We start from the raw sequence: 20,231 nt of genomic DNA on the forward strand, positions 1-20,231 counted from the left end.
GCATTATGTGCTGCAGGTCACCAAGCCCACCATCTTCGTTGTGACCATTCAAACTCGCTCCACACCCGCGCAGACGACCGTCCTCGTCGCGGGCGGGGGCCCTTCCGGTCTTGCCGCGGCCGCCGAGCTCGCGCATCAGGGAATCGACTGCGTCGTCATCGAGCCGCGCCCGGAAGTAGCGCACTCGCGGCCTCGGGCCAAGACCACTAACGTCCGCACGATGGAACACTTTCGGCGGTGGCGAATCGCCGACACCGTGCGACGCGCGGCGCCACTTGCGGTGTCGTGGTCGCAACGGGTGACGTTTTGCGCGTCGCTGACCGGTGAGCGGATCCTGGACTTCGATGGTGCCTTCGGCCTGACGACCGACCGCGTTGATCACTTTGCCGAGCCGGGACAGCAGGTGCCCCAGCCGATGGTCGAACAAGTGCTGCGCGGCCACGTCCTCAGCAGCCGGAAGGTCGACTTTCGGGTGGGGGGTTCAGTCGTCGGCCTCGACGACCGGGGTGCCTGGGTGGATGTCAGGGTGCGCGATGCCGAAGGCGTCGAGACCGTGATCTCGGCCCGCTACGTGCTGGGGTGTGACGGCGCCAGTAGCGTGACGCGACAGCAGATCGGCGCGAGCTACGTCGGAACCTCGGACCCGCGCCCCAACTTCAATGTGGTGTTCAGCGCTCCCGAACTCGAGACACCCCTGGGCCGGGCGGTCCAGTATTGGATCGTTGGTTCCGCCGGTGCTGGACTCATGGGGCGGCTGGATCTGTCCGGAGTCTGGTGGGCCATCTTCCCGGGAGTGGGCCCGGAAAGAGGCGCGGAGCAGGCCTCTGCCCTGATCGAGCAACTCGTCGGCGCCAAGGTAGACCATGAGGTGCTTGCTACCGACTCATGGACAGCGCGCATGCTCATTTCGGACACCTTCAGCAAGGGGCGCGTCTATCTCGTGGGCGAAAGCGCGCATCTCAATCCGCCCTGGGGAGGCCACGGCTACAACACGAGTGTCGGTGACGCGGTCAACATCGCGTGGAAGATCGCCGCGGTCGAGCAGGGCTGGGCTTCCGCGGATCTGCTCGACAGCTACGAGCCGGAGCGTCGCCGCGTGGTCGAGCAGACCGTGGCCTCGGCTGCGAGCCACTTGGGGTCACTCGCCGGAGACCTGTCCGCAGACGCCCGGTCCATCGAGGTGGCCAAGCGCAGCGAGTTTTACAGTCTGGGCCTCGTGCTCGGCTACAGCTACGCCGGGTCGCCCGCCGTCCAGCCCGGACCAATGGCACCGCCGCTCCTGGATCTAACCGTGTACGTCCCGTCCACGGCTCCCGGTGGTCGTCTTCCCCATCAGTGGCTCCCCGACGGATCCTCGTTGTTCGACCACCTCGGAGCGGGGATGACCCTGCTCGGCCCGCTGAGCGCGAACGCAGACCAAGTCGAACGGTTGGTCGCCCGAGCCGCTGACCGCGGCATACCTTTGACGTGCCTCGAGTCGCCACCGAACTATCCCTGGCGCGATGAGTTCCTGCTGATCCGACCTGACCAGCACATCGCTTGGCGCACAACGCAGCCGGACGACATTGATCTGCCGCTGGTCACTGGTCACCGGTCGCCAGATGCGTGGCCGGCCAGCCGTCAAGACGATCTGACCCGGCCCTCGGTGCTTCAGGGGACGGCACCGGTGATGGACGTAGCTGGGCCGGGAGACCGTCCCGCAGCAAGCAGTCAGACATGAGTATGAGCCTCATCAAGCACGATTCTGTCCGAGGTTTGAACTCGTTCGAATGGGAGTTGTCGCGATGACTGAAGTCGTCAAGACTGAGGACACGATTGTCGAGATCGGCCCGGGACCGCTGCGAGGGAACGTCGCGAATGGCGTGCACTCGTTCAAAGGCATCGCGTACGGCGAAGCAGTAAGTGGTCGTCGGCGGTGGCAGCGCGCTATGCCTGTCACCCCATGGACCGACATCAAGGACGCCACCGAGTACGGACCCCGCGCGATCCAGCCGGAGTGCCACGACATGAAGGTGACGAGCTCCGAGATGGAAGAGCTCATGGAGGAGGTCGGGGCATCGGACGATCGGTGGCGCGCTCAGAGCGAGGAGTGCTTGACGCTGAGTGTGTGGACGCCAGACCCTTCCCGGCAACGGAGGTTGCCCGTGATGTTCTGGTGCCATGGCGGCAAGTACTTCGGAGAGACTCCGCCGGTATCTTGGTTCGATGGGGAGAACTTGGCCAGGAGTGGAGACGTCGTTGTCGTGACGGTGCGCCATCGCGTTGGAACACTCGGGTTTCTCCACCTCGCCGACCTGCCAGGCGGGGCCGAATACGAAGACGCCGCCAACATCGGCATGCTCGACATGGTGGATGCCTTAAAATGGGTCAAAGACAATATCGAAAACTTTGGTGGCGACCCGGACAATGTGACCATCTTCGGGGAGTCGGGTGGCGGAATGAAGGTCTCGGTTCTTCTGCGTATGCCCGAAGCGGAAGGGCTCTTCCATAAGGCGATTGTGCAAAGTGGCTCCCAGCTGAAGGCCGGCACTCGTACCGAAGGGACAGAGAGAACTCTCGCTCTGATGGCGGAACTCGGCCTGGAACCCAACGACATCGAAGGCCTTCTCGATGTACCTTCCGAGCACCTGGTCGAAGCCCAGATACGCCTCACGCCGCAGCTGTTCACCCAGCGCGCAGGCGCTCACTTCGTTGAGTTTGAGCCAATTGTCGACGGAAAGACCCTCCCGGTCGGATGCTTCGATCAGCTAGGCTCACCCCTGAGCAAGGAGGTCCCACTCCTGGTCGGGACATGTGCCACAGAGACCACGTGGTTCCTGTCGTCCGTGCCGGGCATGTTCGAGTTGGATCGCGCACAAATGCACAAGATGGTTGGCGGAATGCTCGGTGCTGACAGTGAGCGAGTCGTCGGCATCTATGAGACGGGGCGGCCGGACGCGACCCCGACCGAAATTGCCCTTGCCATCACGGGGGACCTCATCTTTCGCAGCAAGGCGATCCGCATGGCTGAGCTGAATGCTGACCATGGCGGGGCGCCTGTCTACATGTACATCCTCGGCTTCGAAACAAATGCGTGCGGTGGGAAGTACCGAACGCCGCATACGCTCGACGTTCCACTGGTCTTCGCTCACCCGGATCACCCAATCTTGGGAAGCGATCCTGCTAGATTCATTGTTTCGAAGCAGATGAGCGACGCATGGACGGCATTCGCGCGGACCGGCCATCCGTATAGTGATTCGCTTCCGTACTGGCCGGCCTACGACACGACCACCCGGGCCACAATGCACTTTGACAGAGAACCCCAGGTCGTCCTCGATCCCATGTCGGCGGAGAGGATGGTTTGGTAGGAATGTCGCTACCCGAATCCCGGCGTTCGCGAAACTGGCCATAAGCGTCTTCTGACAACAGTGAAACTCTTACGAGGAGCCATCACCATGCTGCATCACTTCGGGTGTGAATCATGACCGATTGCTTGGTGGCGCTGGTGACGGGGGCCAACAAGGGCTTGGGCAAGGAGGTCGCGCGCCAGCTTGCCCAGCGTCAGATGACGGTTCTGATGGGTAGTCGCGAGCTCGCCCGTGGCACCGATGCGGCAGCCGAACTGTTGGCCGACGGTATACAGGTGGAACCGGTGCAGATTGACGTCACCGACCCCGCGAGCGTCGATGCTGTCGCCGCCCGGCTACAACGGGACCACGGACGGCTGGATGTGCTGATCAACAATGCTGGCACTATCGTGGAAGCACCGGCAGCTGAGGTGAACGCGGCGCAGATGCGGCAGATCTTCGACGTCAACGTCTTCGGTGTGGTCACCACCATCGGCACTTTGCTGCCGCTGCTGCGTGCCTCGCGCGAGCCGCGGATCGTCAACGTTGCCAGCACGACGGCCTCTCTTACGCTCAGTAGCGGGGGCACCGACTTCGGCGGCGACGCCTCGCAGCGCCTCGCCTACACCACCTCCAAGACCGCCCTGAACATGCTCACCATCCAATACTCTCAGGCTTTCAAGAGAGATCCCGGCCTGTGCAAGATCAGGATCAACTCCGCGGCACCCGGTTACACCGCCACCGACCTCACCCACCACCGCGGCACTCGGAGCGTCGGCGAAGGAGCGCGCGTCATCGTCGCCCTCGCCACGCTTCCCGACGACGGGCCGAACGGCGGCTTTTTCAACGACCAAGGTCCCCTGCCGTGGTAGGCGAGCGTCGCGAATTCGATCGTTCGCCTGCGGAGAGAGGAAAGGGGATGGGAACTCGCTCTGCTGAGCGGGTCCACTTCCGCTTCGGGGAACGGCCAGAGAGGGAAAGGAGTTGGGAACAATGCCGAAGCTAGGTGTCACAAACCGCGAAGGCGAAACGGAGATTGTTGACGGGGAGAGCGGCCTGTCCACGATGGAGGTGATTCGACAAGCTGGCAACGACGAGCTTCTGGCGCTGTGTGGTGGCTGCTGCTCCTGCGCAACATGTCATGTCTATGTTCACGGCGAACTGGCCGACCACTTGCCGCCCCTGAGCGAGGACGAAGACGAACTTCTGGACAGCTCCGAGTATCGTCAGCCAAACTCGCGCCTGTCCTGCCAGCTTCCCTTCAGCGAGGCATTGGACGGCCTTCAGGTGACGATTGCCCCGGAGGACTGATGCCGAGAATGACCGAGGGTACTGCAGGCGGACCGTCAGATCAGTATGACGTCTTGATCGTCGGAGCCGGTCACGGTGGCGCGCAGGCGGCCGGGGCGTTGCGCTTGGCCAAGTTCGAGGGGTCCATCGCCTTGCTCGGCGACGAGGTGGAGCTGCCCTACGAGCGTCCTCCACTGTCGAAAGACTACCTGTCCGGCGCCAAGCCGTTCGAGCGCTTGCTCATCCATCCGGACACATTCTGGTCCGACCGTGATATCTCGATTCTCAGTGGCCGTCGCGTGATCGCGGTCGACCCCGTGTCGCATCAGGTGCGTTGCGAAGACGGCGGCGAGATCGAGTACGGCCATCTCGTCTGGGCGGCAGGAGGGTCGCCGCGCACCATGGCGTGCTCCGGACACGACCTCGTGGGGGTGCACACGGTGCGGACACGAGCGGACGCCGACCGTATCCGCGCTGAACTCGGAACGACCTCCCGGGTCGTGGTGATCGGCGGTGGCTATATCGGACTGGAGGCCGCAGCGGTTCTTGCCCAGTCTGGCAAGGCGGTCACGGTGCTGGAGGCGCAAAACCGAGTGCTTGCCCGTGTCGCCGGCGAGCCGCTGTCGCGGTTCTATGAGCGAGAGCATCAAGCGCACGGCGTCGAGATACGGCTCGGCGTGACGGTCGAGTGCATCGAGGAGTGCAACTCGCGAGTGTCGGGCGTGCGACTCTCGGATGGCGAGGTCCTCGCCTGCGACATGGTGATCGTCGGAATCGGCATCGTCCCGGCAGTGGAGCCGTTGCTGTCGGCGGGCGCCGAGGGCACTGGCGGCGTCGAGGTCGACGGACAGTGCCGGACGAGCCTCCCCGACGTGTTCGCGATCGGAGACTGCGCATCGCATCTGAATCGCTACGCCGGCGAGACCCTCGTCAGGCTTGAATCAGTCCAGAACGCCCATGACCAGGCTACCGTCGTCGCCAAGGTGTTGACCGGGAACGAAGCAAACTACGACGTGGTCCCGTGGTTCTGGTCCAACCAGTATGACCTCCGGCTCCAAACCGTCGGCCTCTCTACGGGCTATGACGAGACGGTGGTTCGTGGCGATCCGGGCACTCGCCGGTTCTCCATCGTCTATCTCCGGAAAGGACAGGTCATCGCGTTGGACTGCGTGAACGCCACCAGGGACTACGTGCAGGGGAAACGCCTGGTGACGGACGGCCTGAGCGTGAATCCAGCGCTGCTGGCCGACACCACAGTAGCGCTCAAGACCCTTAGGTGAACTAAACATCAAACGTCTGGAGACACACGGGCCTCGGCTACCAACTGGAAGAACCAACCCCTACTACCGATTAGGAACAATGCCGATGTTTGACCGAGCGGAAGCTGTCGCACGATGGGCCCGCGTACGCCAGCTCATGGAGGACCAGGACATCGACGTGCTGGTGGCCATCGACTGGTCTCGGGACGAGATACTGCGGGGCAACCAGCGGTGGTTGACCGGGTACATCCCCATCGGCGGCCCCGCGGCTGCTTTGCTCGACCGCGACGGCACCGTTGAGCTGATCTCGGACCGCATCGGCAAGCCGGTGTCCGACTACTACACCGCTCATGAGTTTCCGATCGAGCTGGTGAACGGCTTCTCGCCGTCCCTGCTCGTTGAGCGTATCGCTCGCCGAAACCCCAGCCGACTCGGCGTCGCGGAGACCGAGAGCTTTCCGTGGACCATCGCCGCGGCGCTGGACTCACGATCCCCGGCCCCGCAGTTGGTTGACGTCTCTGGGTCACTCGAGCGACTCCGCCTGCGCAAGAGTGCGCAGGAGATCGCACTGGTCCGCAGGGGCTGCGAGATCGCCGATGCCGTCTGGGAGCACGTACCCGAGATCTTCAAAATCGGCCGCCGGAACCGCGAGATCGTCGCGGACATCGATCACCTGGTGCGCCTGGAAGGCGCCGAGGGGGGATTTCACCTAGTTCTGCCGGTACCTTTCAGGGGCAGGCCGATGCAGTCACTGGCGAATCCCGAACGGATCGAGGCGAACGCGCGTTATCTGGTCGAAATATCGCCGCGTTACGACGGATACTACTCGCAGGTCACGATTCCCGTCACCACCCGTCCTGATGACAAGGACATGTGGCGGGCGTACGAGGATCTCGTGGAAGTCAAGCAAGCAGTACAGCCGGATATGCGGCCCGGCGCCGACCTCTCAGAGATCGCCAGGTCGGTCGAAAAGCTCTTGGCCAAACGCGGCCACACGATGAAGTCGTTGTCCTTGGGCCACTTTTGTGGCATGGCGCTGGAGGAGCCCCGGCATGACCCGACGGTGCCGTTCGAGCTCGAGGAAGGAATGACGCTGATCTTCCATCCCATTCTTGCCGACGAAGAGTTCGTCGCCCTGATGCGAGCGGACACGTATCTCATAACCGAGAGAGGAGCAGAGCGGCTTACCCGCTACGAGGGTGCCAAGGTCACGCTTTCTTAACCGTGTGCACTGAATCCAGAGGCAAGAACAGCCGATTTGCGTTCCTGTGCTTGCCCATCTAGGCTAGAGTAATAACTCACAAGGGAAGAGTCTTATGACCATGACATCGCAGTCGTATCCCTCGGACGATTTTTCGATCGTGGAGAACGATGCTATCGCCGGCCAGTACTTAGCGACGTTCTGGCAGCCGGTGGCCCTTTCGAAGGATTATGCCCCGGGCACGTCGAAGCGCATCAAGCTTCTCGGGAAATTTTATACCCTGTATCGGGGCGATGAGGGTGCGATCAACCTCGTGCAGGATCGTTGTCCGCACCGCGGCACGAGCCTGGCCTACGGTTGGGTCGAGGGAAACTGCATCCGTTGCCGCTACCACGGATGGAAGTTCTCCGGCGACGGTCAAGGCGTAGAGTTCCCCGCAGAAACCGCCACCTACGCTCGCAGCATCAGCCTGGAGACGCACCCCGTTCGCGAGTACCTCGGGGTTGTTTTCGGCTACCTCGGCGAGGGCGAGCCGCCCGAGTTCCCGCGGTATCCCGAACTTGAGGATGAAAGTGCCGGCGAACTGGTCTCGATGGCGGTGACACTGCCATACAACTACTTCCAGCGTGTCGAGAATGACGTCGACGAGGTGCACATCTACTATGTGCACCGCGATCTCATGGCGAACTTCGGGCTCATCGAGCTCCCGCGCATCACTGCCAAAGAGACCGATTACGGGCTGCTGGCCACCACAGCGCGCCCAGACGGCAGCAAATTCTTCACTCACTTTCACATGCCCAATCTCATGTTGCGCGAGGCGGCGATCGGTCAGGACAAGGAAAACCTGGCGATCCATGCCGCATGGCGCCTGCCGATTGACAACGTCACCACGCTGAGCGTGATGATCGACCGGATTAAGAACTACGACGAGTCGATCCGCGAAAGTGAGAAGGAGATGGTTGACCCGGCAGAGATCGCGGCGCGGGTGCTGGCGGGCGAGCTGACGCTGGACGAGGTCGACCAGAACCATCCCTTGCTTCCCGTGATCCAGGATACGGTCGCGATGGCCGCGCAAGGACTGTCGTTGACCGTGCCGCCGAGCATTTGGGCCAATCCGACCGAGCCCTCGGTCTCCTCCGACGGATCTGGTCGCGCGAACTCAAAACTCTGCAGGATGGCCAGCCGCGCAAAGACTGGCGCCGCTCCAATGAGGAAAAACTGGTCATGTACGAGCCGGGCGATGACACGCAGGCCGACAGCACGACGGGCACTCACGATGTCGCGACGACCGATGTGGTTGCCGCCGCCGATGCCGGCCTGACCAGCGGTCTTACTCGTGGTTGAGCCGGTGAGTGAGATCTGCGGACCAGGGAAGGGCGGTTAGCGAGTCCGCTAAGGACGAGCATGACGGAGGGGAGCCGTTAGGCCGGGTCACGGCGGGCCGACGACGGCCTGGTGGCAGCCAGGGACCCTGGATAAGATGCGAGACGATGAACCGTTCATTGGGGTCTTCGTGGAAGTCCTGCGCACGAGACCATTGTTCCGCTCAGGGAAACTGGTTGTCCGGCTCGAAGCCTCGATCGTGCTCGGTGTGTTCTGCCGAGGGTTTGCCGCCGTCAGTCTTGACCAGGGCAAACCACCTGGTCATTTTCAGGTGGCGCGTTTAACCCGTTCGGATCGTCCGTAATCAAACCGAGTAGAAGGGTCGCGAAGTGCGGGTAACCGGCAGAATCGACGTTCATCAGCACGTGCTCCCTCCCTTTTGGGTGGAGGGTCTCCGAGAGCGGGGGTCGGTCCATCGGCCCCCGGACTGGGCGCCGGCGCAGGCGATCGCCTTCATGGACTCGCGAGATATCGCCACGGGCTTCCTATCGCTTACGGCACCGGGATTGGCCGCCTGGTCGGATGGCGAGAGTCGTGAGATGGCCCGCAAGGTCAACGACTATACGGCGGACCTCGTGGCTCGGTGGCCGGAACGGTTTGGCAACTTCGCGACACTTCCGCTGCCCGACGTGGTGGGTGCGCTCGCCGAAGTGGCCTACGCGCTCGACGAGCTGGGGGCCCAGGGCGTCGTTCTTTACTCCAACTACGGCGATCGGTACCTTGGACATCCGTCGTTCGAGCCACTGTGGGCAGAACTGGATCGACGTCAGGCGATCGTGTTCATCCATCCCACCCGTACTACGCTTCCCGAGCTCGAAGGCATTCCCGCGCCGTTCGTCGACTTTCCGTTCGCCACTACCCGCACCGCGGTAGACATGGTGTTGAAGGGCGTCCTCGATCGCCATAGGAGAGTACGGGTGATCCTGTCGCATGCCGGCGGGTTCTTGCCGTATACGGTTCAGCGCATCGTGGCGTGCGCAACCACTTTGCCGGGCTCGATCGGCACCGACGCGCTGCAGGAGTCCTTCCGTCGCTTCTATTTCGACACGGCGCTCTCCTCCGGCCTCTCGACGATCCCCAGCCTGATGGCCTTCGCCGACCCGTCCCGCATCCTGTTCGGCAGCGACTTCCCTTACGCGCCCGGAGGACCGGCGGAGCAGTTCACCGCCGCCCTCGACGCCAGCACAGACCTGTCCGACGTGGCGCATGCCGCCATTGACCACGACAACGCCGCATCGATACTTCCCAGCAGGCGCTGAAGGCCAACGGTCGTCGCTCGTCCGCTGCCCTTGTTCCTCAATCTGACGCGCCGTCGATCGTGGTTCGGGGTGCACCGAAAATCGGGTTCCGGTGTTGTGCTGCGCGATCAGAGTCAACGCCGGCTCGCGGACTCGGTGGTCGAGAGCGCATCGACGATGGAATGCTGTCCAGGCGGTGGGGCGTCGCCTTCGTGCGTGGCGCGCTACTGCGTGGGTGCGAGCATGGCCGTGGATTAGGGCGAAGGCGACGCCTCGGCTCGTTTCGACCGAGGCGTCCTTCGCCGGATCTTCGGTTACTTCCGGCCACACTGACGGCGGGGCTGGCATCGGCGTGCAGGCCGTGCTGGGCCTTGCCCCGGCGGTGATGTTCAAAGCGCAGCCCGATGCTGCGAGCCATCTCCTTGGCTCTGCTCGACATAGTCCGCTCGCGCACCGTGAACATCGAAGCAATCGATGGGCACACGCTCGGCGAACTCATGGACGGCCGTCTGCTGGTGTACGTCGAGCTCGTCGAAGCCATCGCTGGGCGCGATTCGGAGCACTGGAGCAGGTCACTACGTACCCGACAGCGGTATCCAAGCAGAGCGCTGACCGAAGACGTACTGGCTCAGCCGAGCAAGCCGGATGGGCGTCTCAGCCGGACCAAGCTGTCAACTTGGAAGAAGCACCGTCGTCGAGTGTGGCTGACGTCGAACAAAAGCGCGCTGTAGAGCGGATGGTCGATCGCGGCGGTGAAGTCGAATCCTGATGTGGAGCCGTCTTTGCTGGCGAGTGGCCTCGCAGGATCGTCATCGCAGCTGTCTTCTGATTCCACACCGGAGTCAGAAGACGATGACTGGTTTGACGGTGGCGCCGGACGAGGAATCGGCGAACGCGGCGTTGATGTCCGCGAATTCGTAGTGCTTGATCAGCTTGTCGAAGGGGAATCGGCCCTGTGCCCACAGGTCGGCCATGCGGGGGATGAAGAGCTGGGGCACGGAACTACCTTGGATGATCGTCTTGAATGTCCAGCCTTTGACCAGCGAATCTCCGATTTCGAAGGGAACTTCGGTGCCCGAAGGGGCGGATCCGACGAGGGCCAGGGTGCCCCTGACCGACTGCGCGCGGACCAAGGGAGCGAGCACCGTGGGCAGGCCGGTGGTGTCCAGGATGTAGTTGGCGCCCCGCCCTGCGGTGATCCGCATCAGTTCGGCCGGGACATCGGTGTCCTTGCCGTTGATGGTGTGGGTGGCGCCGACCTCTTGGGCCAGTTCCAATCGGGAGTCGTGGACGTCCACGGCGATCACTGCGGTGCAGCCCGTCAGCCGGGCCGCCATGATCGCTGCCAGTCCCACCGCTCCCGCACCCGAGACGGCGAATGACGAGCCGACCTGCGGGCGCAGTTCATTGAGGACTGCGCCCGCACCGGTCTGCATTCCGCACCCCAGCGGCGCGAAGATCTCCAGCGGAGCTGACGCGCTTACCGGCACCACGCTGCTTTCCACGACGTTGGCGTAGGTACTGAAGGCGGACTGACCGAAGAAGTGGGAGGAGACGGCTGAGCCGTCCCGCGTGGACAGTGATGTTGAGCCGTCGCCGCGCCGGCCTCCGAAGTCCTCGGCGAACAAGTTCTCGCAGTAGGCCATGTTGCCTGCCAGGCACTCCGAGCACTGCGTGCAGTAGGCCACGGACAGCACGACGTGGTCGCCGGGTCGCACACGGGAGACCGCCCTGCCGACCTCCTCGACGATCCCCGAACCCTCGTGGCCCAGCACGGCCGGCAGCGGAGTCGGGTAGATGCCGTCCCGGACGAAGGCATCGGCGTGACAGATGCCCGAGGCCACCATCCTGACCCTGACCTCGTTGTCCCGGATCTCGTCCAGTCGCAGCTGTTCCAGGATCAGCGGGGCGTTCCGTTCCCGCGCGACAGCCGCGGTGACGTTCTTCATGGCGCCGAGCTCCTGTCCGTCCGTCAATTGACGCCGTGAATCGGGGGTTCAGGCGTTGGTGGTCACAGGGGGGAGTTTGGCGGCCCATTCGGTGACGGTCTCGGCGTAGAGCTCGGGCCGGTGGCCGTGCATTGAGTGGGGCATGTCGGGGAAGTCGAGGTAGGTGAAGTCCTGGCCGGCGGCGGTGACCAGTTCTTGGACGCGGGTGGCCTGGGGATCGGAGATCGCGCCCTGGTAAATGCCGGTTTTCTCGTCCTGCTGGTGGTAGTGGTGGGTGAAGAGCACCGGGACCTTGACGTGGGAGAGCATGGTGGCGTGGTCGCAGCCGGCGGTGGCCAGGCCGCTGGCGAAGGAACGGCCCCACTCAGGGTCGTACTCCTTGAGGTTCTGTGGGGCTGGGGCGTCGGCGGGGATGTCCTTCGGGCGCGGGATCATGACGGAGATGGCGTCGAGTAGCGGCCGGGACAGTTCGCGGGGCGCGGCGGCTTTGAAACCCTCCCAGTCTCCGACGGTCCACTGGTCGCCCAGGTATTTGTTCCACAGGGCCATGGAGGGACCCATGCCCTGGTTGACGGGCTGGCCACAGGTGGTGATGAGTTCGGAGGCGAACAGCGGGGCGTCTTCGAAGACCGCGCCGAGGATCTGGCCGGGCTTGGCGTAGGCGGATAGCCAGGCGGCGATCACGCCGCCGGAGGACATGCCGCTGACGAGGGTGGGCCGGCCGATGACCAAGTCGATGAAGCGGACCACGTCGCCGGCCATGGTGTCGACGGTGTAGCGGCCCGGGGTCCAGGTGGAGCGGCCCTGGCCGCGCAGGTCGATGGCGAAGACCTGGAAATGCTCGGCGAGCAGAGGCATGGCGCGCTCGTAGCCCCACCAGGACTCGGACTGCGCGGGGATGAGGAGCAGCGCGGGGAGGGTGGGGTCGCCCAGGGTGGCGTAGTTCATCCTGATCTCGCCCAGGTCGACCAGGTGCTCCTCGACGGAGTGCGGGATGAAGGTGCCGGCGCGGTCGGCGGCTTCCAGATACGGCATGAGGTGAGTCCTTTGATCGTTGTCCGGGCGATGGGTGAGGGCGGGTCGGCAGAGGGGAGTGTCAGGACTGGTTGAGCCAGGCTGTGCCGGCGGCCTTGATCTCGGCCTCGAGAGCGCTGTCGCGGGTGGGGAACTCGCGCACGATGGGGAAGCCGGACCTCTCCAGGAGGTAGGCCAGCGCGGCGTACTCCCGCGGGAAACCGCGCACCGCCTTTTCGTCGATTTCCTCGACCTTGGTCAGGAAGGTGAAGTGGCTCATGTCGTAGCTGCTCTCGCGGCGGGTGATGCGCCAGGCGCCGTCGCGCTTCTCGACCTGGTCCAGGAAGCGGTTGTGGGTGGTGCAACCGAGCTCCAGGAAGGTGTTCTCGGCGACGATCATGGCGTTGGTCTCGACGAAAGCCTTATCGCCACGGAAAGTGATCGTGGGGGTGGCGACCACATGCTTGTTGCGGAAATCCGAGGCGCCCATGCGGGCAGAGCCTTCGACGAAGTCGGTGGCCAGCCCATCGAACCACGTGATCGCGATGGTGGCGCCGGGGTGGAACAGCTCGCCCAGCTGGTCCCACTCGCTCAAGTCCCGGTGGATCCAGCCGCTCATCAGGTCGGCGATGGCGGCGCGGTCCTCGATGCGCGTGTGCATAATATTTGACTCCAAGATAGAGGACAACATCGTTTCTTATTTAGAGTACACCCATCCCGTCGTTGGGCGCGACTCCGCGCCGAGAGCTATAACGGGACGGGTGACCGCCTCTTCCTCAGCTTCCACCCCGCCAACCCGCACCGTCACCACGCGCCGCCGCGGCACGGAGCTGAGCCAGGCGATCTACCGGGCGACCCTGGAGGAGCTGGCCGCGACCAGCTTCGAGGAACTGAGCTTTGAGAAGATCGCCCCGAAGGCCGGCACCGGGAAGTCCGTGCTCTACCGCCGATGGAGCACCACGGCCGAGCTCGTCCTGGCCGCACTCAAAGATCACGAGGCCGGCCTGGGTAAACCCCTGATACCGGACACCGGGACCCTGCGCGGGGACCTGCTCGTCCTCCTCATCGCCTTCGCCCGGGTCCTGGACGAGCCACGCGGACGCGCCCTGCGTCCCCTGCTGACCCAGCGCCCGCGCCACCCCGAGCTCTTCGCGCAGGTCATGGACCAGGTCGTGCTTCCTCATCAGGCCGTTCTTCTGGACTGCATGCGCACCGCGGTCGAGCGTGGCCAGGCCTCCCCTGAGCGCGCCACCGCCCGCACCGCGGCCATCGGCCCGCGCCTGATCGTGGCCGAATCCATCGACCGCGGGACCGTCACCGACTCAGAAGTCGAGGCAGTCGTCGACCTGGTAATCCTTCCCCTGCTCGCCCGATAGAAGGCAGCGCACGGCCGCAGCGGTTCGGGGAGACCTGCTCGTATCGGTGCGGTCGCCGAGGCTTGCCGCGCCGCCGAGCCACCCAGTCCTCCTGCGGCTCTGCGGCGAGGTTGGCGCGGCTGTTGACGGAGATCAGGCCCGCATCGAGCCGACGGGCGACGCGCAGTGGACGATCCGTGTCGCGGCTCCACCTGCACGCTCGGTGTCATTCGCCAGGGCGATCGTTTCGACCTCGGTGCGGAAACGCTGGGCCAACAGTGCGGCGCAAAGACTTCCGGCTGGACGATGGGCGGCGGGGGATCCAACGCGAGTCCAGCCGCCACTACACGTCGCGCAGCCCTTGGCCCAACAGCAGCTTCACGTCGCGGAAGTCGTCGACGACCCGGCCGAAGATCGGCTCGAGGCCTGCTCCCACAAGGCATGCAGGGTGGGGTTGTCCAGCTGGAGCCACTTGGCCGCGGCCTGGGGGTCCTGCAACGGGATGGCGGCGAAGCGGGAGGGTCTCGGCTGCGCAGGCTGGGCGATCGGGGTCGGCAGTGGCCAAGTGTTCATCGAGCCGATCGTGCGCATCGCGGCCCCGCTGCCAGTTGCGCGTTTCACTATTGCGCATTGACTTTACGTATGGGGGAAATTAGCGTCCGCATGGCCACAACGGGCGAAGGAGGCCGAGGCGATGTCGGTGGACGGGTCCTGTGACGTGGCGGAAGCCGCGGATGTGGTCGTGGTTTGCTACGGACCGGCAGGCCGGGTCACGGCCGCGCTGCTCGGCCGGGCGGGCCATCGGATGGTGGTGCTGGAGCGCCATGAAGGGCTCTGCTACTTGCCCTGGGCGGCCAGCTTCGACGACGAGACGATGCGGATCTTCGCTCGCCGGGGCATCGCCATGGAACTGCCTCCCGAGGTCCGGAGCCGGCACGGCCACGAGCGGACGGGGTCGTCCGGCAAGGTGCTCGCGCAGCACCGCCATGACGAGCAGGGCTCGAGCGGCCGGGCGAAGTGGACACGATCTACCAGCCCGATCTTGAGGAAGCCCTGGACGCGGTGTGCCTTACCACGCCGGGTGTGGAGATCCACCAAGGATCGCCGGTCATCGGCATTGACCAGGACGGTTGCCGCGCCGTGTCCACAGTGGAGGGCGGCGTGACCGTGACCGCGCGCCAGGTGGTCGCCTGCGATGGAGACAGCGGCTTTGTCTGTCACGCCCTGGGCAAAGACCAGGACGACTACGGCCAGCGGCGCCAACCCTGGCCGCGCCGCCAGCCACGCACCATGCCCAGCTCGCCGGTTGTCTCCCTGGCCGCGCTCACCGGCGCCCTCCGACAGCCCTGCGGTCGGCCAGATCGCGTGTTTCCACCTTTCCGACATTTCCAGCCTTCCCCCCACTCGTGCAGTTCCACATGAGGAGTACGGACATGAATTCCAACTTCGGTAGATCCGGGACTCGGGCTCGCCCCGGTCCCGCGGTGGCGCTCGGGCTGGTCATCCTGTGCATCGAGGGGTACGACCTCTTCATCCTTGGTGTCGTCGGTCCCTCCCTGTTGACCCATCCAGGCTGGGATGTCACCAAGTCGACGCTGGGGCTCCTGGGCGGACTCACCGCGCTCGGGATGCCCCTGGGCTCCATCGCCGCCGGTTGGGCCGGCGATCTCCACGGTCGCCGCCTCCCCATGCTCGTCAGCCTGGTCTGGCTTTCTTTGAGCATGCTCCTGAGTGCTGTAGCCGGGGACTTCACACTGTTTGCCGCGTCGCGGTTTCTCGCCGGCATTGGCATCGGCGCCTTGATCCCCCTCGTCACCGCCTACGTCAGCGAAGCGGCCACGCCCGCTCGCCATTCCCTGCAGGTGGGCACCGCTACGGCAGGGCTGGGCGTCGGTGGAATCATCACCGCGGTCGTTGGCCGAGTCCTGCTGCCGCAGTGGGACTTCCATAACCTCTTCTTCTTCGGAGTCATCCCGCTGGTGCTCGTTCCCGTGGTGTGGCGCCTGGTGCCCGCCGTCGTACAGGACCACCCGGCACGGGTACCGCTGTCAGCCGAGTCGAACCCGCCCGTGCCGGGGGTGGACGGCTCCAGCAACCGGCTCGGCCAATTGCTCTCTGCGCAGTACCGCCGGGCGACTCTCCTTTTCTGGGCGGCCACGTTCGCCGGGCTAGTCATCGTCTACGGCGCCGGTACCTGGCTGCCGACTCTGCTGGTCAACTCGGGCTACGACCTGGGCTCTTCGCTCGACTTCTCCATCGCCTTCAATGTCGGCGCCGTCGTCGGGATCCTCGGAGCCAGCCTGATCGCCGACCGCGGATTTCTGAAAATCGCCGCGGTGGTCAGCTTCCTGCTTGCCGCCGTCGCCATGATCACCCTCAGCACACCGCAGCCCCGGCCCTTGCTGCTCGTCGCCTCCGGCGTCGCCGGCTTCGGCGCGCTCGGTACCCAGGCTCTCGTCAATATCTTCGTCGCCGTCTCCCACCCGGCCCGCCTGCGAGGTACCGCGCTTGGCTTCAGCCTCGGCGTGGGCCGTGTCGGCGCCATCGTCGGCCCCGGCTATCTGGGCGCTGTCACCGTGCTGATCAGCTCGCCCAAGGCCGGCTTCTACGCCTTCGCCGTCCCAGCCCTCATCGGTGCGATCCTGATCGGGCTGCTGCGGCCCGCGTCCACCGCCATCGCGCAGTCCGACGCGCCCCTTGCCCGATAGCCACCGCGCCCGTCCTCGAACCGAATACTGTTGGCCTGCCAAGGAAACTGGGCGCTTTTCCCCGTCCGGCCAGGGCTCGCGTGAACGCGAAACACAGCTTGCTGTTATCACATATAATTGTTATGGTAGTGCCTGTTCCGCTTGTCAGGCTTCCTTCGGCGACCTCGCCGACCCACGATCCCCACCTGGGAGCGGCATGCCGAGCACGAACAATCAGTGGCAAAGGAGCCGCCAGTGCGCATCGCCAACGTATCCGGCCGCGCGAGTCTGGTCGTGTCAGACGACTTCGTGGACATCGACGCAGCGAGCGGGGGCAGATTCCCCGCTGACATACAAGCTCTGTATGGCCGATGGGACGAATTTCGAGTGTGGGCCGAGGGCGCCACCGGCGCATCGTCCCCGATGTCCGCCGAGACGCTCGGCGCCCCGGCTCCGCGGCCCCGCCAGGTGTTCGCGATCGGGTTGAACTACCGGGAGCACGCCGCGGAGTCCGGGATGGACTTGCCGACGTCGCCGGTCGTGTTCACGAAATTCCCGTCATCGATCACCGGCCCCGCGTCGGTGGTGAGCCTGCCCGCAGGCTCGGTGGACTTCGAGACCGAGCTGGTCGTGGTGCTCGGGCGTGACGCCTACCGGGTGCCGACGGCAGCGGCGTGGGACCACGTCGCAGGCCTCACCGTGGGCCAGGACCTCTCGGAACGACAGCTACAGCTGAAGCCGCCGGTGCCCCAGTTCAATCTCGGGAAGTCGTTCCCCGGTTTCGCCCCGATGGGCCCCGTACTGGTCACCGTGGACGAGTTCGCCGATCCGGACGATCTCGAGATCGGCTGCCTGCTCAATGGCGAACAGATGCAGAAGTCCCGCACCAGTGACATGATCTTTCCGGTCGCGGACATCATCGCCTATCTCTCGTCGATCCTTCCGCTTTACGCCGGTGACGTCATCTTCACCGGCACCCCCTCAGGTATCGGCATGGCCCGCGAACCCGCCCGCTATTTGTGCCATGGCGACGAACTGGTCACCTTCGCCGAAAGTGTCGGCTCGATGCGCACCCGGTTTATCTCAACTTAGTGAGCAAGTCCGGTCAACGTTTCCTTAACGGAGAGGAATTTCGATGTCCGCCACCCCGAAGTTCGCCCATGTGGTCTTCCAGACAAGCCAGGCCCCGCAGATGCGTGACTGGTACTGTACTGTGCTCGACGGCCACGTCGTCTATGAAGACGACGCGTTGACGTTTGTCACCTTCGACGAAGAACACCATCGCATCGCGTTGCTCAACTCGCCGAACCCGTTGCAGCGCAAGACTCCCACCACCGCGGCGATGCACCATGTCGCTTATACCTTCGACAGCCTCGATGACCTCCTCGGCCGCTACGAGCTACTGCGGGACAAGGGGGTCACTCCGGCCGTGTCGATCGCACACGGTGTGACGACTTCGATGTACTACCAGGACCCTGACGGCAACTTCGTCGAAATGCAGGTCGACAATTTCGCCGAGCCCGTCGAGGCGACCGCCTACATGAACGGCCCCGAATACGCGGCCGATTCGGTCGGGCCCGCCTTCGACCCCGAAGTCATGCTCGTCGCACGCCGCGCCGGCGCGGACGTCGAAGAGCTCACCGCTCGCCCATGGTCACTCAAGGCGGATTTGCCCGACCCGATGGCCGTGCTCGTCGGTGCCGGCTGATTGCGGGTGATCAGGATGACGACCAAACGCGCGGCCGCAGCGCACAAAGCTGTCGAGCCGCAGCGATTCCGTGACCTGATGGCGGGCGTGTGTGCGCCGGTCACGGTGATCACCACAACATGCGGTGACGAACCGTATGGGGCGACGGCCAGTTCGTTCGCCTCGCTGTCACTGGACCCGCCGCTCATCACTGTCGCGTTCGACCGCCGCTCCACATTGCTGACACGGATCCTCGAGGCAGGGCGGTTCGGCGTGAACCTCCTCGGCCACGGCCAGGACGACCTCGCCACGCTCTTCGCTCGCCGTGGCGCGGACCGCTTCACCACCACCTCCTGGCACGACGATTGCGGGCTACCCCGCCTCGACGGCGCGGCCGGGTGGCTGGTGTGCGAACTGAACCGTGTCGTCGAGGGCGGCGACCACCTGCTGCTGTTCGGTCTGGTGACCGCCGCCAGCCGGTGCGAGCTACCACCGCTGGTCTACGCACACCGCACCTTCGGCACCCACTCTCGCTTCGCCGAACGGCCCCGCCCGCCGATCGCCAATCACATCGCCGCCTGCGCCTGCTGACCCGCTGGCACGACACCGACCGAAGAGGAACTGGACATGACCAGCGTCACCGAGAATCCCGCCGCCCTCACCGATACGGCGGGCACCGACCTGCTGGGTCGGATCCGGGAGCTGCAGCCACTACTGGCTGACAACTCCGCACAAGGCGAGACCGATCGTCGTGTCGTCGAGGACAGCATCACCGCGCTGGTTGACGCCGGGGCGTTCCGGATCGCCCAGCCGAAACGCTACGGCGGGCTTGAAACCTCCATGCGCACCATGCTGGACGTGTCGGCCGCGGTGGCCGAGTCCGACGGGGGAACCTCTTGGGTGGTGACGTTGTGCAATGTCTGCGCCTGGATGACCGGCCTCTTTCCCGAGCGGGCGCAGGACGACGTCTGGGCAAGCAATCCCGACGCCCGCGTCTCCGGTGTGCTGGCCCCGACGTCGGAGTCGGTCAAGGTCGACGGTGGGCACCGGGTGAGCGGGCGCTGGTTCTACAACTCCGGCTCCTGGCACTCGCAGTGGGCCATGCTCGGAATCCCGGTCACCGACGAGCACGGCGTGGCAGTGGATCAGGGGCTCGCGTTGATCCCGCGCGACGACTTGCGTCTGGAGGAGACCTGGTTCGTGGCCGGGATGAAGTCCTCCGGCTCGAATTGCCTCATCGCCGAGGACGTGTTCGTACCGGACCATCGGGTCGTGTCGGTCCCGCAGGCGATCGACGGAAACTACGCCACTGAACGCACCGATGAGGAGCTCTACCGTGCCGCGTTCGTGCCCTTGCTGTCGCTGGTCCTGGCCGGCCCGCAGCTGGGCATGGGCCGTAAGGCCCTGCAGATCGTGACAGAGAAAGCGCCGAAGAAGGCGATTTCCTACACCTTCTACACCGCGCAAGCCGATTCGGTCGCCTTCCAGCTGCAACTCGCGCGGGCCGCGATGCTGATCGACACGGCGCACCTGCACGCCTACCGCGCCGCCGACGACATCGACGACGCCGCCCGGCGCGGCAGCTACCCGGACACGCTGGCCCGAGCCCGGGTCCGCGCCGACACCGGATGGGTGCTCGAGCACGTCACCAAGGCGATCGACATCCTGCTGTTCGCCCACGGCGCGGGCAGTTTCGCGGAAGTGAACCCGCTGCAGCGCCTCTGGCGTGATTCCGCGGTCGCCGCCAGGCACGCGGTCACGCTGCCCGCGGTCGACTACGAGATTTACGGCAAGGCACTGCTCGACCGTGACGATCAGATCACCCCGCTCATCTAAGGCGGA

General features: G+C 64.8%; 21 protein-coding genes. 17 read left to right on the forward strand and 4 right to left on the reverse strand.

Annotated features, from left to right (window positions below; all coding sequences use genetic code 11):
- Positions 1–7: 7 nt before the first annotated feature.
- The 10 genes from QMK34_RS04030 (at position 8) to QMK34_RS04075 (ending at position 10,428) form a co-directional block, all read left to right on the forward strand.
- Complete coding sequence (locus tag QMK34_RS04030) at positions 8–1,720, forward strand: FAD-dependent monooxygenase (RefSeq protein WP_326411591.1); 1,713 nt, start codon at positions 8–10, stop codon at positions 1,718–1,720.
- Positions 1,721–1,784: 64 nt separating this feature from the next.
- Entirely contained in the window at positions 1,785–3,347 is a 1,563-nt protein-coding gene (locus tag QMK34_RS04035) for a carboxylesterase/lipase family protein (protein ID WP_326411593.1), read from the forward strand.
- A 113-nt stretch (positions 3,348–3,460) separates the two neighbouring features.
- Positions 3,461–4,198, forward strand: coding sequence for an SDR family oxidoreductase (locus tag QMK34_RS04040; RefSeq protein ID WP_326411595.1), 738 nt, complete (start codon positions 3,461–3,463; stop codon positions 4,196–4,198).
- Between the two features lie 121 nt (positions 4,199–4,319).
- The gene (locus QMK34_RS04045) at positions 4,320–4,637 is read left to right on the forward strand and encodes a 2Fe-2S iron-sulfur cluster-binding protein (protein WP_326411597.1); all 318 of its coding nucleotides are present in this window, start codon (positions 4,320–4,322) and stop codon (positions 4,635–4,637) included.
- Between the two features lie 53 nt (positions 4,638–4,690).
- A complete protein-coding gene (locus QMK34_RS04050) occupies positions 4,691–5,896 on the forward strand; it encodes an NAD(P)/FAD-dependent oxidoreductase (RefSeq protein ID WP_326411599.1) in 1,206 nt (401 codons plus the stop codon).
- A gap of 85 nt (positions 5,897–5,981) precedes the next feature.
- Positions 5,982–7,097 (forward strand): M24 family metallopeptidase, encoded by a 1,116-nt coding sequence (locus QMK34_RS04055; RefSeq protein ID WP_326411601.1) that lies wholly within the window; start codon positions 5,982–5,984, stop codon positions 7,095–7,097.
- A gap of 100 nt (positions 7,098–7,197) precedes the next feature.
- Complete coding sequence (locus QMK34_RS04060; RefSeq protein WP_326411603.1) at positions 7,198–8,397, forward strand: Rieske 2Fe-2S domain-containing protein; 1,200 nt, start codon at positions 7,198–7,200, stop codon at positions 8,395–8,397.
- Positions 8,398–8,556: 159 nt separating this feature from the next.
- The gene (locus QMK34_RS04065) at positions 8,557–8,763 is read left to right on the forward strand and encodes a hypothetical protein (protein ID WP_326411606.1); all 207 of its coding nucleotides are present in this window, start codon (positions 8,557–8,559) and stop codon (positions 8,761–8,763) included.
- Between the two features lie 25 nt (positions 8,764–8,788).
- The gene (locus QMK34_RS04070) at positions 8,789–9,718 is read left to right on the forward strand and encodes an amidohydrolase family protein (RefSeq protein WP_326411608.1); all 930 of its coding nucleotides are present in this window, start codon (positions 8,789–8,791) and stop codon (positions 9,716–9,718) included.
- Positions 9,719–10,101: 383 nt separating this feature from the next.
- Entirely contained in the window at positions 10,102–10,428 is a 327-nt protein-coding gene (locus QMK34_RS04075; protein WP_326411610.1) for a hypothetical protein, read from the forward strand.
- A 111-nt stretch (positions 10,429–10,539) separates the two neighbouring features.
- Here QMK34_RS04075 and QMK34_RS04080 read toward each other — a convergent pair whose 3' ends face one another.
- From QMK34_RS04080 to QMK34_RS04090, 3 genes are all read right to left on the reverse strand, one after another.
- Entirely contained in the window at positions 10,540–11,646 is a 1,107-nt protein-coding gene (locus QMK34_RS04080; protein ID WP_326411612.1) for an NAD(P)-dependent alcohol dehydrogenase, read from the reverse strand.
- Positions 11,647–11,694: 48 nt separating this feature from the next.
- The gene (locus QMK34_RS04085; RefSeq protein ID WP_326411614.1) at positions 11,695–12,681 is read right to left on the reverse strand and encodes an alpha/beta hydrolase; all 987 of its coding nucleotides are present in this window, start codon (positions 12,679–12,681) and stop codon (positions 11,695–11,697) included.
- Positions 12,682–12,742: 61 nt separating this feature from the next.
- Entirely contained in the window at positions 12,743–13,321 is a 579-nt protein-coding gene (locus tag QMK34_RS04090) for a nuclear transport factor 2 family protein (RefSeq protein WP_326411616.1), read from the reverse strand.
- A gap of 100 nt (positions 13,322–13,421) precedes the next feature.
- Here QMK34_RS04090 and QMK34_RS04095 point away from each other — a divergent pair, with 100 nt between their 5' ends.
- Entirely contained in the window at positions 13,422–14,036 is a 615-nt protein-coding gene (locus QMK34_RS04095) for a TetR/AcrR family transcriptional regulator (protein ID WP_326411617.1), read from the forward strand.
- 357 nt (positions 14,037–14,393) lie between these two features.
- Here QMK34_RS04095 and QMK34_RS04100 read toward each other — a convergent pair whose 3' ends face one another.
- The gene (locus QMK34_RS04100; RefSeq protein ID WP_326411619.1) at positions 14,394–14,588 is read right to left on the reverse strand and encodes a hypothetical protein; all 195 of its coding nucleotides are present in this window, start codon (positions 14,586–14,588) and stop codon (positions 14,394–14,396) included.
- A 121-nt stretch (positions 14,589–14,709) separates the two neighbouring features.
- On the opposite strand from QMK34_RS04100, the gene QMK34_RS04105 reads away from it, so the two are divergent.
- From QMK34_RS04105 to QMK34_RS04130, 6 genes are all read left to right on the forward strand, one after another.
- Positions 14,710–15,180, forward strand: coding sequence for an FAD-dependent monooxygenase (locus QMK34_RS04105; protein WP_326411621.1), 471 nt, complete (start codon positions 14,710–14,712; stop codon positions 15,178–15,180).
- Between the two features lie 268 nt (positions 15,181–15,448).
- Positions 15,449–16,723 (forward strand): MFS transporter, encoded by a 1,275-nt coding sequence (locus tag QMK34_RS04110; protein WP_326411623.1) that lies wholly within the window; start codon positions 15,449–15,451, stop codon positions 16,721–16,723.
- Positions 16,724–17,125: 402 nt separating this feature from the next.
- Entirely contained in the window at positions 17,126–17,794 is a 669-nt protein-coding gene (locus QMK34_RS04115) for a fumarylacetoacetate hydrolase family protein (RefSeq protein WP_326411625.1), read from the forward strand.
- A 43-nt stretch (positions 17,795–17,837) separates the two neighbouring features.
- Positions 17,838–18,410 carry a VOC family protein gene (locus tag QMK34_RS04120; RefSeq protein WP_326411626.1) on the forward strand — a complete coding sequence of 191 codons (573 nt, stop codon included), beginning with the start codon at positions 17,838–17,840 and terminating at the stop codon, positions 18,408–18,410.
- Between the two features lie 15 nt (positions 18,411–18,425).
- Positions 18,426–18,980 (forward strand): flavin reductase family protein, encoded by a 555-nt coding sequence (locus tag QMK34_RS04125; protein WP_326411628.1) that lies wholly within the window; start codon positions 18,426–18,428, stop codon positions 18,978–18,980.
- Positions 18,981–19,016: 36 nt separating this feature from the next.
- Positions 19,017–20,225, forward strand: coding sequence for an oxidoreductase (locus QMK34_RS04130; RefSeq protein WP_326411630.1), 1,209 nt, complete (start codon positions 19,017–19,019; stop codon positions 20,223–20,225).
- Positions 20,226–20,231: the final 6 nt, after the last annotated feature.

The sequence above is a fragment of the Amycolatopsis sp. H20-H5 genome, assembly GCF_035828755.1.
Lineage (GTDB): Bacteria > Actinomycetota > Actinomycetes > Mycobacteriales > Pseudonocardiaceae > Amycolatopsis.

Coding starts and splice junctions, on each gene's coding strand:
- QMK34_RS04035 (WP_326411593.1), top strand. CDS start 1,785: ATGACTGAAGTCGTCAAGACTGAGGACACGATTGTCGAGATCGGCCCG.
- QMK34_RS04040 (WP_326411595.1), top strand. CDS start 3,461: ATGACCGATTGCTTGGTGGCGCTGGTGACGGGGGCCAACAAGGGCTTG.
- QMK34_RS04045 (WP_326411597.1), top strand. CDS start 4,320: ATGCCGAAGCTAGGTGTCACAAACCGCGAAGGCGAAACGGAGATTGTT.
- QMK34_RS04055 (WP_326411601.1), top strand. CDS start 5,982: ATGTTTGACCGAGCGGAAGCTGTCGCACGATGGGCCCGCGTACGCCAG.
- QMK34_RS04060 (WP_326411603.1), top strand. CDS start 7,198: ATGACATCGCAGTCGTATCCCTCGGACGATTTTTCGATCGTGGAGAAC.
- QMK34_RS04065 (WP_326411606.1), top strand. CDS start 8,557: ATGCGAGACGATGAACCGTTCATTGGGGTCTTCGTGGAAGTCCTGCGC.
- QMK34_RS04075 (WP_326411610.1), top strand. CDS start 10,102: ATGCTGCGAGCCATCTCCTTGGCTCTGCTCGACATAGTCCGCTCGCGC.
- QMK34_RS04080 (WP_326411612.1), bottom strand. CDS start 11,646: ATGAAGAACGTCACCGCGGCTGTCGCGCGGGAACGGAACGCCCCGCTG.
- QMK34_RS04085 (WP_326411614.1), bottom strand. CDS start 12,681: ATGCCGTATCTGGAAGCCGCCGACCGCGCCGGCACCTTCATCCCGCAC.
- QMK34_RS04090 (WP_326411616.1), bottom strand. CDS start 13,321: ATGCACACGCGCATCGAGGACCGCGCCGCCATCGCCGACCTGATGAGC.
- QMK34_RS04100 (WP_326411619.1), bottom strand. CDS start 14,588: ATGAACACTTGGCCACTGCCGACCCCGATCGCCCAGCCTGCGCAGCCG.
- QMK34_RS04105 (WP_326411621.1), top strand. CDS start 14,710: ATGTCGGTGGACGGGTCCTGTGACGTGGCGGAAGCCGCGGATGTGGTC.
- QMK34_RS04110 (WP_326411623.1), top strand. CDS start 15,449: ATGAATTCCAACTTCGGTAGATCCGGGACTCGGGCTCGCCCCGGTCCC.
- QMK34_RS04115 (WP_326411625.1), top strand. CDS start 17,126: ATGTCCGCCGAGACGCTCGGCGCCCCGGCTCCGCGGCCCCGCCAGGTG.
- QMK34_RS04120 (WP_326411626.1), top strand. CDS start 17,838: ATGTCCGCCACCCCGAAGTTCGCCCATGTGGTCTTCCAGACAAGCCAG.
- QMK34_RS04125 (WP_326411628.1), top strand. CDS start 18,426: ATGACGACCAAACGCGCGGCCGCAGCGCACAAAGCTGTCGAGCCGCAG.
- QMK34_RS04130 (WP_326411630.1), top strand. CDS start 19,017: ATGACCAGCGTCACCGAGAATCCCGCCGCCCTCACCGATACGGCGGGC.